Below are 13,407 nucleotides of genomic sequence, written 5' to 3' on the forward strand. Positions count from 1 at the left end.
CCTCCGACGATGAGGGAACTTCGAACCATCCCGACAGCCCGGTGTAGAGGCCATGCCGATTCATGACGGTGATCGGGTCGAAGTCGGCCCACGCGGCGGTGTTGCCGCCGAACAGCTTGGCGAGCGTGGCCTCTTTTGAGCCGATGCTGGGCCCCCGATCACCGTCATGAATCGGCATGGCCTCTACACCGGGCTGTCGGGATGGTTCGAAGTTCCCTCATCGTCGGAGGCCCGCAACGTCGCCGAGGAGGCAAGTCCCACCCTGAGCGCCGCCACCACCGATCCGGCCGCGAACCCGGAAGGGCAGGACGCGGCCGCCAACGCGCTGTGCGCCGCCGGAACCGCGCACGGGATCGCCTGCGCGGTGGTTACCCAACCCGGCAAGCACGACTGGCCGTTCGCCGCTCAGGCGTTTGCCACCGCGCTGCCGTGGCTGGCCTCGACGCTGGGCACGCCCAATGTCGAACCTGTGCAGCTGCCGCAACGGGCGGCCGCCGGGGAATCGCATTGATTTCACCGGTCGGGTCGGGGTAGTCGGAACCGGTGAGAATTCACAGCTGACCCACCCGTAACGGAGCCGACATTCGGGCACGCCGAATGGTACGGTTCGCGGCTGTGGCCCCAATGTTGTGCATGAACGGCGGTTCCTGCGGGAACCTGGCTGATGCGCAATGCGCCGCAAAAAACGGGCGAATACTCGGGCTGAATTCGCTATTTCTGTCACCGCGTGATCATTTGATCGACGCGCTCGCTTGTCAGCCATGAACCGTCGCCAGTTCCTTGGTTCGCTCGCCGCGTCAGTCGTCGCCGGAGTAGGCGCTGCGCGGCTCATCGTCGATCCGCAGCCCCGCACGTTTGCCCAAGCCCCGGGCGCCGACATCCCGACCTCCGGCCCGACCGCCCCGCAGGCCCTGTTGCCGCCCCCGCCGCTCAGTGCGCGCGTCCCGCTGCCCGGCGGCGGTGCCCTGGTGAAAATCCCGGGCGAGGGTGACCTGCTCGCGCTGACCGTCGACGACGGCGTCAACAGCGAGGTGGTGCGGGCCTACACCCAGTTCGCCAAGGACACCGGCATACGGCTGACCTATTTCGTCAACGGGATCTACGACTCGTGGACCGAGAACCTGGACCTGGTTCGGCCGTTGGTGGACAGCGGGCAGATCCAGCTCGGCAACCACACCTGGTCGCACCCGGACATGACCACCCTGTCGAAAGAGCAGGTAGCCGAACAGCTTTCGCGCAACGACGCGTTCCTGAAGAACATGTACGGCATCGGCGCGAAGCCGTATTGGAGGCCGCCGTACGCGAAGCGCAACGCCACCGTGGACGCGGTGGCGGCCGACCTCGGTTACAAGGTCCCCACCCTGTGGTCGGGGTCGCTGTCGGATTCGACGTTGATCACCGAGGAGTACATCGTGCAGATGGCCGATCAGTACTTCACACCGCAGGCCATCGTGATCGGGCACCTCAATCATCTGCCGGTGACGCATGTCTATCCGCAACTCGTCGACTTCATCCGCGATAGGAACCTGCGCACCGTCACGCTCAACGACGTCTTTCTCAAAACCCCGTAGCGGCGAGACGCGGGCGCAATTGTCGCCCGCGTCGCTGGAGTTCGACCGTTTCCACTGCCCGCGTTATCGCGACGCTGCGCGCCTCGCGGTCCACAACTTGATGTCTATTGCCAGGGACACCAAATGGTGATTTGATGTACATCATCATGGACACGAAAACGCGACGCTACGACATGCGCGCTCGCAAGGAGTCGACGGCGGCCACCCGCAGCGCCATCGTGGAGGCTGCCATCGATGCGGTCGTGGCGGAACGCTCTCTGGGCATCACCCTCGGCGCGGTAGCCGAGCGCGCCGGCGTCACGGTGAAGACGGTGCTTCGGCATTTCGGCAGCCGGGAATCGCTGGTCGAGGCGGCATATCTGGCCGTCCGTCAGGCTGTGGTGGCCGAAAGAGTTTCACCGCCCGGCGACCCTGAAGCGGCAATGACGGTGCTCATCGAACACTATGAGGGGCGCGGGGACATGGTGCTCGGCCTGCTGGCCGAGGAGGAGGACGATCCGCGAGCGCGACTGATGTGCGAGGCCGGGCGAACTCTGCATCGCGAGTGGGTGGAGGAAGTGTTCGGCAGCGAGTTGCCGCTCGAACCCACTGAACGGGATCGGATCATCGATGCGCTCGTCGTGGCCACCGACGTATACAGCTGGAAACTGCTCCGGCGCGACCGGAGTTTGCCCGTCGCCGAGGTCCGCAACCGCATGCTGCTGATGATCGACGGCGTACTCACGGTGTCACAGGGCGCCAACGCGGGGGCGGCGCCATGAAGGTTCTGTTCGTCGTGTTCGACGGCGGCGGCAACATTCCGCCGCAGCTGGCGGTCGCCCGGGCGCTGCGCGCCCGCGGTGCCGAGGTCCGTTTCCTCGGTCACCACGGCGTGCGCCAGCGCGTGGAGGCCGACGGGTTCGGATTCGAGACATTCACGCCCGCAACCAATTTCGACCCGACAGTGCAACGGCCGCTGCTTGGCATGATGATCAGCATGACCCGGGTCGCAATGGACCGCCGACTGGGCCGGGAGGCGGTGCAAGCCGCGCACCGGCACCACGCCGACGTTGTGGTGGTCGACGTGATACTGACCGCGGCCATTCACGAAGTTGCGGCACAGGCCTTCCCGACGGTGGTCTTCGGGCACTGTTTTCATCGGACTCTGCAAGACCTCGCCGCCGGTCCGATCGGATGGTTCCTGCGCCTCAAGGGCACCCCGGCGGGCCACCTGGAGCGAACCGGCGCGCTCCAAATCGTCACCGCCCGCGCCGAACTCGACCCGGTGCGCGGCAACCCTGCGGTTCAACATGTCGGCGTTGTCTGGCAAGGCACTCCGATTGCGGCGACCCCTCAGCCGGTGCCCCGGATTCTCGTCAGTCTGAGCACCTGTGCCTACGCGGGTCAGCGTCGCATGCTGCAAAGGATCCTCGACGCCATCGATCCCCTGCCCGTGCGTGCGACGGTAACGGTCGGACCGGCTATCGATTCCTCCGGGCTGCGCGTGCCGGCGAACGCGTCGATGCACGCCTGGCTTGACCATGGCGAGGTTCTGGCAACAGCCTCCCTGGTCGTCGGCCACGGCGGGCACAGCACCGCTATGCGGGCGCTGTCTTTTGGTGTGCCCCTGGTGATCATGCCCGCCAACACTCTGATCGACCAGCGTCGCGTTGGTGCTGCCGTCCAAAGTCTCGGCGCGGGGATTTTGCTGCGCAAGCACGCCGGCGTGCGTCGAATCCGCGCAGCGATCAGCGCGGTGCTGCAGGATTCGGCCTACCGGGAGGCGGCTGGGATGTTCGGTGCGGAGATCCGCCGGGGCGACGGCGCCGAAGTAGCGGCCGCTACGATCAGCCAGTTTGCGACCGCGTCAACGGGTCATGCACTCCGGCAAAGACATTGACAACGTAGGCCTGCGGAGCGCCCGCGCCCGGTAGTGTTCGGGCGGCGTCAATCACCAGCCGTCTCGGCCTCACTGGCGAGCAACGTCTTCAGGGTCTCCCGCAACTCCCCCAGCCGTCGCTCGCCCAGCACTTCGCTCCACCGCTTCTCCAAAGCGACCGCGCTAGAACGCATGACCCGCAGCGCCCGTCGGCCGCGGGCGGTCAACTCGATGATGCGGGCGCGGGCGTCCACCGGGTCGGGCTCCCGGGTGACGTAGCCGTGACGCTCCAAGGCCGCTATCGCCTGGGCCACCGCCTGCCGGCTCACCCTGAGACGGTCGGCGAGATCGGATGCGTGCAATCCGCCCCCCGCCAGCGGCACTAAGGCGACAGCTTGCGCGGGCCGGATTCCGTCGAGGCCGGCCGCGGCGAACGCCGCTCGCAGATGCGGTGCCCCGGCGGCGGTGACCAGGTTCACCAGCGCCGGCACGGTGGGCTGCCACCCGGCGTCGGGTCCGTGTCGCATGCCGATCAGTGTGCCACCCAAAGGTAGATTGACAAGTTACTTGTCAAAATCGCGGATCGGTGCCAGGCTGTGCGCATGCGATGGAAATGGGTCCGGGCCGCGAGTGTTTTTCTGATGCCCGTTCTGGTTTTCGTCCTGGCCGGATGCGTAGGCGGCGGTCACGCGTTGGGAACCCCGGGCTCGCAACAGATCCCGGTGGGGCAATCCACGCAAGGGATCGACTCGGGCGGAGCGAGCAGGACCTTCCACCTTTATCGGCCGCAGGGGCTGGCCGGCGCCGTGCCGCTGGTGGTCATGCTGCACGGCGGCTTTGGCAGCGGCGCGCAGGCCGAGCGTTCCTACCACTGGGATGCCGAAGCCGACAACGGACATTTCCTGGTCGCCTACCCCGACGGCCTCAACCGCGCCTGGAACGCCGGAACCTGTTGCGGCGAGCCCGCACACGTCAACGTCGACGACGTCGGATTCATCGGGGCCATGGTCGGCGCCATCGAGCGGGAGATCCCGATCGATCGCGCGCGAATCTATGTCACCGGCATGTCGAACGGCGCCATGATGGCGCTTCGCCTGGGCTGCCAGTCCGATACTTTCGCGGCGATTGCCCCGGTGGCCGGTACCCTGCTGACCGACTGCTCTGCCGCGCGGCCGGCATCGGTTCTACAGATCCACGGCACCGCCGACGACAGAGTCCCGTACAACGGCGGTCCCGGAAAAGCGCTCGCTATCAACGGATCCCCCCGCGTCGACGGCCCGTCCGCGGAATCTGTTAACGCCACCTGGCGCGCGATCGACGGATGCGCAGCGCCGACCTCAACCACCGCCGCCGACGTGACAACGCAGACGGCGGGCTGCGCCGACGGGCGCACGGTGGAGCTGATTTCGGTGTCGGGGGCCGGCCACCAATGGCCAGGCGGCGAGCCCAGTCCCCTGGCGGAGGGGGTCGCCGGAATTCCGGCGCCGTCGACGGCGCTGGACGCCACGGATACCATCTGGCAATTCTTCAGCCAGAAACATCGGTAGCCAACCCAATCTGTAAAACTTGCCGACGCCGTGATCGAGCTGCTGGGCGGCAACGGGGTCACGGCCGGGGTCGCCAAGGTTCAAGGCGGAAGTCGTTCGGGCACTGACGGTTTCACTCAGCGTCCGGCGCTGGCGGGCCTTATCGCGCGTCGAACATCGCGTCGATGAGCCGATGTAGCACCTGTCCGGTTTCCCGTCGGGTCCGTTTCGGGTCGTCGGCGGTCGCGATGACCATGGCCGCCTCGTCGAGCGCGCCGATCAGCACGTGCGCCAGCGGCCGGACCGGCTGCTCAGCGAGTTGGCCGGCCCGGATCGCCTCGGTGAGCATCTGCTCGGTCATGCCCAGGCTGTACCGCTGCGCGACGTCGCGGAATTCTGCCCAGCCGAGCACGCTCGGCGCATCAAGCAAGATCAACTGGCGCACTTCGGGATCGCCGGAGACGTCGAGCCACGCATCGACCGCGGCACGGACCGCTTCCGCCGGTGTGGTGGCTCCGGACTCGGCCACCACGACGGCCATCCGGGCCATCACATCCTGCTCGACGACCTCGACGACCTCACGGAATAGCGCGGCCTTGTCGGCGAATTGGTGGTACATCGCGCCGCGGGTGACCCCGGCTGCGGTGGCGATCTCCGGCGTCCCCACTTCCGCATAGCCCCGCTGCCCCCACAGCGTGCGGGCAGCGGCAATCAGCGCGTCGCGGGTCGCCGCGGAGCGCTGTTCCTGGGTACGTCTCTTGATTTCCATACAGTCTGTTGGTAACTTACGAACAGACAGCCTGTTTGTAAGTGTATCTCTGAAGTAGGAGTTTGCTATGTCGACGATCGACATTAGTGCCGGAACCATCCATTACGAAGCAACCGGACCCGCGGACGGCAGGCCGGTGGTCTTCGTGCACGGATACATGATGGGCGGGCAATTGTGGCGCCAGGTCAGTGAACGCCTGGCCGCTCGCGGTCTGCGCTGCATCGCCCCGACCTGGCCCCTGGGCGCGCATCCGGAGCCGCTGCGCCGCGGCGCCGACCGGACCATCACCGGCGTCGCCGGCATGGTCGCCGAGGTGCTCGCGGCGCTCGACCTGCAGGACGTGGTGCTGGTCGGCAACGACACCGGCGGCGTCGTCACCCAGCTGGTCGCCGTGCACCATCGCGAGCGGCTGGGTGCGTTGGTGCTCACGAGTTGCGATGCGTTCGAACACTTCCCGCCACCGATCCTCAAGCCGGTCATTCTGGCGGCGAAGACTAAGCCGACCTTCCGGGCCGCGGCTCAGGCCATGCGCCTGCCGGCGGCACGCAAGCGCGCGTTCGACGGGCTTGCGCATAGCAACATCGATCACCTCACCGAGGCATGGGTGCAGCCGGGGCTGGCCGACCCGCGGATCGCCGAAGACCTGCGGCAGTTCACACTCTCGATGCGCACCGAGGTGACGACGACGGTGGCGGCCCGGCTGTACGACTTCGACAAGCCGACGCTCATCGCGTGGTCGGCGGACGACGTGTTCTTCGAGCAGGAAGACGGGGCGCGGCTGGCCGCGACCATTCCCAACGCCCGCCTCGAAGTCATCGCGGGGGCTAGGACCTTTTCCATGGTCGATCAGCCCGACCGGCTCGCCGATCTGCTCTCGACAATCGCGGTGCGCGCCTAGGCATCCCGCGCAGAGAGGCCCGTGCGGGGCTACACGCCAGTAGAGCGGCCGCAATTCGCGAACGTGTATGCACCCCTCCGCAGGTATGTGATGCACCGGCAGTCAACATCTGAGTGTGGTCAGAAGACAACCTCGGGCTTATACAGGTCGAGCCAAGTGGCCACGTCCAGCGCCTGCTCCATCTGGTACCGAGCACCTGTTGGCAGCGTTTCTGGGTCGAGGCTGGTCAGCTCCTCGAGCCTCGAGCGCTCGATCAGACCGAAAAGTGCGTCGCTATCCCCGGCGAGCAGATCCTTGGCTTGGCGCTGGATCTGTGCCCCGTACCTCGGGTCGGCTGTCGACGGGTAGGGAGCTTTGACCCGCTGTACCACCGATTCGGGCAGCAGGTCACGACAGGCGCCGCGCAGCAGGCTCTTCTCCCGCCCATCAAAGGCCTTCAAGGACCACGGCGTGTTGTATACGTACTCCACCAACCGGTGGTCACAAAACGGCACCCGTACCTCTAGCCCCACCGCCATGCTCATCCGGTCCTTGCGGTCCAACAGTATTCGCAGAAACCTCGTCAGATGCAGGTAACTCATAACGCGCATCCGGTGGGTAAAATCGTCCTCACCCTCAACCCTGGCCACCTTGGTCACTGCATCGGTGTAGCGCTCGCGCTTGTACGTTTCCAGGTCGACCGCCGAGCGCAACGGCTGGGTGTACACGTCAGCGGCATTCCCCTTCATCAGTTCCATAGCGGCAAGCCACGGGAAGTCGTCGGTGCGCTGCATGGTGGGGTCGTGGAACTGTGGGTAACCGCCGAAGATCTCGTCGGCCGACTCACCAGACAACGCCACCGTCGAGTGCCTGCGGATCGCCTTGAACAATAGGTACAGCGACGCGTCCAAGTCGCCCCCGCCCGCCGGCAGGTCGCGGGCGACGATCACCGCGCGCCGGATATCCGGATCCGCCAAATCATCGGCGTTGAACACGATTTCGGTGTGCTCGGAGCGAACGTGCTCGCTCACATCGCGCGCGTAGGGGGTGTCCCAGCTCGAGCGCACCCGGTCGGGGGCGAAATTGTCGGCCTGTCCCGCAAAGTCCACCGAGAAGCTCCGTACCGGAACGCTCAAGTGACGCGCAGACAGTGCGGTGACCGAGCTCGAGTCCAGCCCGCCGGAAAGCAATACGCATTTGGGAACATCAGCCACCAGCTGCCGCCGCACAATGTCGTCGAGCAACTCGCGCACCCGCCGAACGGTCGTCTCTTCGTTATCGGTGTGGAGCCGCGACTCCAGCCGCCAATAGGTACGCTCACGGATACCACGCTCGTCGACGGTTACGACCGTGCCGGGCTCGACCTCCCGGATGCCTTTCCAGATGGCCAACCCGGGAGTCTTGATCGGGACGAGCATCTCGCGTAGACCATCGATGTTCACGACGCGCTTGGCCATCGGATTCGCCAAGACGGCCTTCGGTTCGGAACCGAACAGCACCCCGTCCGCTGTCGGATAGATATAGAAGGGCTTGATGCCCATCCGATCGCGGATCATAACCAGCTTGCGGCGCCGCGCATCCCAGATCGCAAATGCGTACATCCCGTTGAGGCGATCAGCCACCGCATCGCCCCACTGCAAATAACCACGCAGCACCACCTCGGTATCACTGGACGTCTTGAAGCGCTCGCCCAGCGCCACCAATTCGTGTCGCAGCTCGATGAAGTTGTAGACCTCGCCGCTGTAGACCATGGCGACATCACCCTGCGGGGTCGAAACTGACATCGGCTGTGCACCACCCGGCAGGTCGATCACCGCGAGACGGCGATGGCCGAGCGCCGCATTGCGCTCTGACCACACCCCCGACGCGTCCGGACCACGGCACGCCATCGTGAGCGTCATCGCATCAAGCACGTCACGTTCACGCCTCAAATCACGCTCGAAAGCAATCCAGCCAGTAATGCCACACACGTTGTCACCCTTCATTTGAGAACCTGCGCCTGAGCGGTCCGCTTCAACTTTCCTTACGCAGATCTAGACACCTGCCAACTCTGGATGTCGGTTGTGTCTTTTACGGACCGACTAGACCTCGGTAGTCGAGGCACCAATGCGAGGCATCGACTTGACGGTCTGGTAAGTGGCTAGGCCTTCCGGCCCAAACTCCCGCCCGATACCGCTTGCTTTGACTCCGCCGAAGGGCGCATCGAGATCGAGAGCGTAATGGTTGATTCCAATGGTTCCTGTGCGCGCGGCGCGGGCGATCTCGGTTGCCCGCGCTTCGTCGCGCGACCACACGGTGCCGGCCAGACCGAAGTCGGAGTCGTTGGCGATTGCGACGGCTTCATCGTCGGAGCGGTAGGGAATTACCGTTACCACGGGTCCAAAGATTTCCTCACGGGCGATGCGAGCCGAGTTGTGCACATCGGCGAACACCGTCGGCGCCACATACCAACCAGTGGACCACCCCGCAGGAACCCCGCCGCCTGCTACCACCGTTGCACCTTCGGCTTTTCCCGTCTCGATGTAATCCAGGACCCGGTCGCGCTGTCGGGCGCTCACCAGGGGGCCGATATCGACGCCCGGGTCGAGCGGATCCCCAATAACCAGCGAGTTCGCCATTTCTCCTAACGCATCGACGACTTCGCTGTAGCGGGAAACCGGCGCGAGTACCCGCGAATTCGCGACGCATATCTGTCCGTTATTGCCGAACGACCAGGTGCGCAGCCCATGCAATGTCGCATTCAGATCGGCGTCGTCGAGAATGATCGCGGCGGATTTGCCGCCGAGTTCCAATGTGACCGGTCGCATGAGCCGACCGCAGGTTTCAGCGATTAGACGACCCACTTCCGTCGAGCCGGTGAAGGACACCTTGTCAACGCCGGGATGGCTAACAAGGTAGGCGCCCACGTCGTCACCGCCGGCAACGACGTTGAGCACACCCGGCGGCAGTCCAACTTCCGCAGCGGCTTCGCCGAACGCCCTTGCGTCCAAGGCCGTTTCCGGTGCGGGCTTCAGAACTACGGTGCAGCCCGCCGCCAACGCGGGAGCCAACTTAACGGCCGCCAGCACCTGCGGGACGTTCCAAGGAACGATGGCGCTGACCACGCCGACCGGCTCGCGGCGCACGATGGTATGCCCGCTTGCGCTAGGCCGGACCTCTTCGATATCGACCTTCTGAATCAGCGTCGCGTAGTAGCGCAGCGCCGCAGCAGGCAGGAGTCCATTACCGTTCCGGGAAAAGGCGATCGGCGCGCCCATCTCGCGGGAACACAGTTCGCTGGTGTGTTCGGCGCGCGCCTCCAGGGCGTCGGCCAGTCGTTCCAGGAGCCTGGCTCGTTCGGTCGCCGGAGTGGTCCTCCAGTCGTGCAACGCCTTCCCGGACGCGGCCACCGCGTGGTCGATATCGGCCTCGCCAGCGCTCGGCCCCTGGCCAAGCAGCCTTTCGGTCGCGGCCTCGAAGACCGGCTCAGCGGAACTGGCAGGGCGGAACTCCCCATCGATGAACAGCTCTGCCGCGTCCTCGCTCACGCGAATCCTTCCCACGAAATCCTCCTTTTGCCGTGGTCAAATCGGCAGCGACATGTCAGCCGACGATGATCAAATTGACTTGACGTCGTTGTCGTCATTGCGGACAACGCGTGACGGTGAACTTGAATGCGGTGTTTATGACTTCAAGTAATCGGATGCGACTTCCACTAACGAGGAGCCCCTTCGCACATCGAATGCGTTGCGGCTCATGGCGGCAACATTAGCTTTGGCGCGAGATCTGGCGGTACATCGCGCCCATCCAGTGGGCGGCATGGTCGCGCGACCTCTTGGAATCGTTGCGGCTCATGGCGGCAACATTAGTTTTTGGCGCGACGCAGTCGGAATGTCATTTGGGAATGGTGCTATGCGACAAGCGCAAAGGCGGTGCTTACCGCAACCACGGTTTGCATGAGATCCGCCGTAGTTTCCGCCGGCTTCGGGCCGCCGGCGGGTACCCGATGCTGCAGTTCTGCGGGAACTGAAGTGGTGGTGGCTTAGGCCCGATAGGGTTGCCGCCATGTCAGATTCGACGTCTCCCCTGCTCGGCAGGCGAGTTCTGGTCACCGGCGGGGCCACCGGCATCGGCGCGGCCGCCGTCGGAGTTCTCACGGCGGCGGGAGCCAAGGTCGCGGCGACCTATCACCAGACACCACCGCCGGACGGCCTCGCGGCCGAGTGGTTACAGTGCGACGTCCGCGAGACGGAGGCAGTCTCGTCGATGGTCGGCGACGCCGCGCAGCGTCTTGGTGGACTCGACGTGCTGGTGAACGCTGCGGGGTTGTGGCAGGCCGGCGTTCCCGGCTACATCGGCGCCGACGATATCTCGTTTCTGTTGGACACCAACATCAAGGCGACCATCCTCACCAACCAGGCCGCCTACGCGGTGATGAAAGGCCAAGACCCCAAGGGGGGTCGCATCATCAACTTCGGGTCCTCGGAAGCCGTGATGGGCAGCCCGATCTCGGCCGTCTACGCCGCGACCAAGGGCGCGGTGCAGGCGTGGACGCGATCGGCCGCCAAAGCCTGGGCCGCCGACAACATCACCGTCAATGCCCTTGCGCCCGCGGTGCAGACGGCGGGTGCCGACCGGCTGCGCGAGTTCCTCGGCCCTGACGCCGCGGCCTTGATCGACCAGCAGATGCAAATGATGATCCCGCTCGGCGGCACGTTGGGCGAGCCCGCCCGCGACGTCGGTCCGATGCTTGTCTTCCTGGCCGGTCCCGGCTCGGCTTTCATCACCGGTCAACTGCTGGCGGTGGACGGCGGCCTGATGATGGTGGGCGGATAGACCCCAACGGACGATGGCGTCAACAACCGACCGCACTCAGCGGCATCAGCTTTCATCGTTGTGTCGTTCGGCCGAACGACCGCCGCGACGCCGGCGGGCAAAGGTGCCCGTACACCGCGATTGTGAGACCTCACGCCGATATTCGCGCGCCCGGTTCCTGAGCAGGATCAGCGACCTGTGCAACTCAAAGAGCATGAGGCAATGATGGCTGTTGGATGCGAACGAAACGGCTATACACGCGGTCCTCGATCGGGAATCCTGGGCGAAATAGGCATGACAACTTCCACAACACGAGGTGGTGCGCGGCCCGCAATCGCGGCCTGGTGGCGACCCACAAGTTACCGCGATTTTGTGGCGCTAGGCCGCCCGCTATCATAAGACGGACCGTCTCGTCTCGTAGAACGGGCGGAGTGAGGGTGAGTCCGAGGGATGGCTGACGACACGATTCAAGCGCTGCTGCGCAAGCGCTTATCCGATCCCCGCATCGCGGTGAAATACCGTGACGCGCAATGGACTTGGAGTCAGTACCTGACGGGCGCCGCCGCGCGGGCCGCCGCCCTGTTGGCCGCCGCCGACCCGCAACGGCCGATGCACATCGGCGCTTTGCTGGGAAACACCCCCGAGATGGTCAGCCAGATGGCCGCGGCCGGGTTGGGCGGCTACGTCCTGTGCGGCCTGAACACCACCCGGCGCGGTGAGGCGCTGGCCGCCGACGTTCGGCGCGCGGACTGTCAGTTTGTCGTCACCGACGCCGAACATCGGCCGCTGCTGGACGGCTTGGATCTCGGGGCAACCCAGATCCTCGACTCCTCGACGCCGCAATGGAGCGAAATCGTCGACACCGCGGGGGAACTGAGACCCCACCGCGAGGTCGCCGCGATGGACGCCTTCATGATGATCTTCACCTCGGGGACGAGCGGAAGCCCCAAGGCGGTGCAGGTATCACACCTCATGGCCACGTTCGCCGGTCTCAACCTGGTCCAGCGCTTCGCCCTCACCGAACAGGACACCTGCTACGTCTCGATGCCGCTGTTTCACTCCAACGCGGTCGTCGCCGGATGGGCGCCGGCGGTGTGCTCCGGCGCCACCATGGTGCCGGCCAAGTTCTCGGCGAGCAACTTTCTCGACGACATCCGCCGCTACGGCGCCACCTACATGAACTATGTCGGCAAGCCGCTGGCCTACATTCTCGCCACCGCGGAACGTGACGATGACGCCGACAATCCCCTGCGGGTCGCCTTCGGTAACGAGGCCAACGACAAGGACATCGACGAGTTCGGCCGCCGCTTCGGTGTGCAGGTCGAGGACGGCTTCGGTTCCACCGAGAATGCCATCATGGTGATCCGTGAAGAGGGCACCCCCAGGGGGTCGATCGGCAAAGGCATGGACGGGATCGCGATCTACAACAGCGACACCATCACCGAATGTGCGGTGGCCCGGTTCGACGCCGACGGGGTGCTCGTCAACGCCGACGAAGCGGTCGGCGAGTTGGTCAACACGACGGGTTCGGGTTTCTTCACCGGCTACTACAACGACCCGGATGCCAATGCCGAACGCATGCGCCACGGCATGTACTGGTCCGGCGACCTGGCCTACCGCGACGCCGACGGCTGGATTTATCTCGCCGGGCGCACAGCCGACTGGATGCGGGTGGACGGCGAGAATCTCACCGCCGCCCCCATCGAGCGGATTCTGTTGCGCCACAGCGCCATCAGCCGGATCGCGGTGTATGCGGTCACGGACGGCCACGTCGGTGATCAGGTGATGGCCGCCATCGTCCTCAACGACGGCCACACCCTTACACCTCGCGAATTCGAAGCGTTCCTGGACGAGCAGCCCGACCTGTCGCCGAAGGCCCGTCCCCGCTACGTCCGCATCGCCGCGGACCTGCCCAGCACCGCCACCCACAAGGTGCTCAAGCGAAAATTGATCGCTCAGGGAACTGACATCGGGGCGGGAGAGGAGCTGTGGGAGCGCGAGCCCCGCGGCAC

11 protein-coding genes and 1 pseudogene are annotated in these 13,407 nt (G+C 65.4%); 8 read left to right on the forward strand and 4 right to left on the reverse strand.

The annotated features are described in order from the left end of the window. Positions 1–154: 154 nt before the first annotated feature. The 4 genes and pseudogenes from A5652_RS13500 to A5652_RS13515 form a co-directional block, all read left to right on the forward strand. A pseudogene (locus A5652_RS13500) lies at positions 155–511 on the forward strand (esterase family protein); the annotation flags it as partial. 250 nt (positions 512–761) lie between these two features. Continuing rightward, positions 762–1,571 (forward strand): polysaccharide deacetylase family protein, encoded by an 810-nt coding sequence (locus tag A5652_RS13505; RefSeq protein WP_067351769.1) that lies wholly within the window; start codon positions 762–764, stop codon positions 1,569–1,571. A 134-nt stretch (positions 1,572–1,705) separates the two neighbouring features. Continuing rightward, positions 1,706–2,332 (forward strand): TetR/AcrR family transcriptional regulator, encoded by a 627-nt coding sequence (locus tag A5652_RS13510; protein WP_067351773.1) that lies wholly within the window; start codon positions 1,706–1,708, stop codon positions 2,330–2,332. Then, the gene (locus tag A5652_RS13515; protein WP_067351777.1) at positions 2,329–3,450 is read left to right on the forward strand and encodes a glycosyltransferase; all 1,122 of its coding nucleotides are present in this window, start codon (positions 2,329–2,331) and stop codon (positions 3,448–3,450) included. The genes A5652_RS13510 and A5652_RS13515 overlap by 4 nt, the downstream gene beginning before the upstream one ends. 47 nt (positions 3,451–3,497) lie before the next feature. Here A5652_RS13515 and A5652_RS13520 read toward each other — a convergent pair whose 3' ends face one another. Beyond that, positions 3,498–3,956 (reverse strand): MarR family winged helix-turn-helix transcriptional regulator, encoded by a 459-nt coding sequence (locus A5652_RS13520; protein ID WP_067351798.1) that lies wholly within the window; start codon positions 3,954–3,956, stop codon positions 3,498–3,500. 75 nt (positions 3,957–4,031) lie between these two features. Between A5652_RS13520 and A5652_RS13525 the strand changes: the two genes are divergently transcribed. Further along, entirely contained in the window at positions 4,032–4,976 is a 945-nt protein-coding gene (locus tag A5652_RS13525) for a PHB depolymerase family esterase (RefSeq protein ID WP_067351781.1), read from the forward strand. A gap of 139 nt (positions 4,977–5,115) precedes the next feature. Here A5652_RS13525 and A5652_RS13530 read toward each other — a convergent pair whose 3' ends face one another. Further along, positions 5,116–5,724, reverse strand: coding sequence for a TetR/AcrR family transcriptional regulator (locus A5652_RS13530; RefSeq protein ID WP_067351784.1), 609 nt, complete (start codon positions 5,722–5,724; stop codon positions 5,116–5,118). 67 nt (positions 5,725–5,791) lie between these two features. Here A5652_RS13530 and A5652_RS13535 point away from each other — a divergent pair, with 67 nt between their 5' ends. Then, positions 5,792–6,622 (forward strand): alpha/beta fold hydrolase, encoded by an 831-nt coding sequence (locus tag A5652_RS13535; RefSeq protein WP_067351787.1) that lies wholly within the window; start codon positions 5,792–5,794, stop codon positions 6,620–6,622. A 119-nt stretch (positions 6,623–6,741) separates the two neighbouring features. Here the strand turns inward: A5652_RS13535 and asnB are convergent, their stop codons facing one another. Then, positions 6,742–8,571 (reverse strand): asparagine synthase (glutamine-hydrolyzing), encoded by a 1,830-nt coding sequence (gene asnB, locus A5652_RS13540; RefSeq protein ID WP_067351801.1) that lies wholly within the window; start codon positions 8,569–8,571, stop codon positions 6,742–6,744. Positions 8,572–8,682: 111 nt separating this feature from the next. Continuing rightward, a complete protein-coding gene (locus tag A5652_RS13545; RefSeq protein WP_082983893.1) occupies positions 8,683–10,128 on the reverse strand; it encodes an aldehyde dehydrogenase in 1,446 nt (481 codons plus the stop codon). A 517-nt stretch (positions 10,129–10,645) separates the two neighbouring features. Between A5652_RS13545 and A5652_RS13550 the strand changes: the two genes are divergently transcribed. Beyond that, entirely contained in the window at positions 10,646–11,416 is a 771-nt protein-coding gene (locus A5652_RS13550; RefSeq protein WP_067351792.1) for an SDR family NAD(P)-dependent oxidoreductase, read from the forward strand. Positions 11,417–11,845: 429 nt separating this feature from the next. Continuing rightward, a partial coding sequence (gene fadD1 / locus A5652_RS13555) for a fatty-acid--CoA ligase FadD1 (protein WP_067351795.1) occupies positions 11,846–13,407 on the forward strand: 1,562 nt, incomplete at its 3' end.

It is taken from the genome of Mycobacterium sp. 1165178.9 (assembly GCF_001673555.1).
GTDB lineage: Bacteria > Actinomycetota > Actinomycetes > Mycobacteriales > Mycobacteriaceae > Mycobacterium.

Coding starts and splice junctions, on each gene's coding strand:
- A5652_RS13510 (WP_067351773.1), top strand. CDS start 1,706: ATGTACATCATCATGGACACGAAAACGCGACGCTACGACATGCGCGCT.
- A5652_RS13515 (WP_067351777.1), top strand. CDS start 2,329: ATGAAGGTTCTGTTCGTCGTGTTCGACGGCGGCGGCAACATTCCGCCG.
- A5652_RS13505 (WP_067351769.1), top strand. CDS start 762: ATGAACCGTCGCCAGTTCCTTGGTTCGCTCGCCGCGTCAGTCGTCGCC.
- A5652_RS13520 (WP_067351798.1), bottom strand. CDS start 3,956: ATGCGACACGGACCCGACGCCGGGTGGCAGCCCACCGTGCCGGCGCTG.
- A5652_RS13525 (WP_067351781.1), top strand. CDS start 4,032: ATGCGATGGAAATGGGTCCGGGCCGCGAGTGTTTTTCTGATGCCCGTT.
- A5652_RS13530 (WP_067351784.1), bottom strand. CDS start 5,724: ATGGAAATCAAGAGACGTACCCAGGAACAGCGCTCCGCGGCGACCCGC.
- A5652_RS13535 (WP_067351787.1), top strand. CDS start 5,792: ATGTCGACGATCGACATTAGTGCCGGAACCATCCATTACGAAGCAACC.
- A5652_RS13550 (WP_067351792.1), top strand. CDS start 10,646: ATGTCAGATTCGACGTCTCCCCTGCTCGGCAGGCGAGTTCTGGTCACC.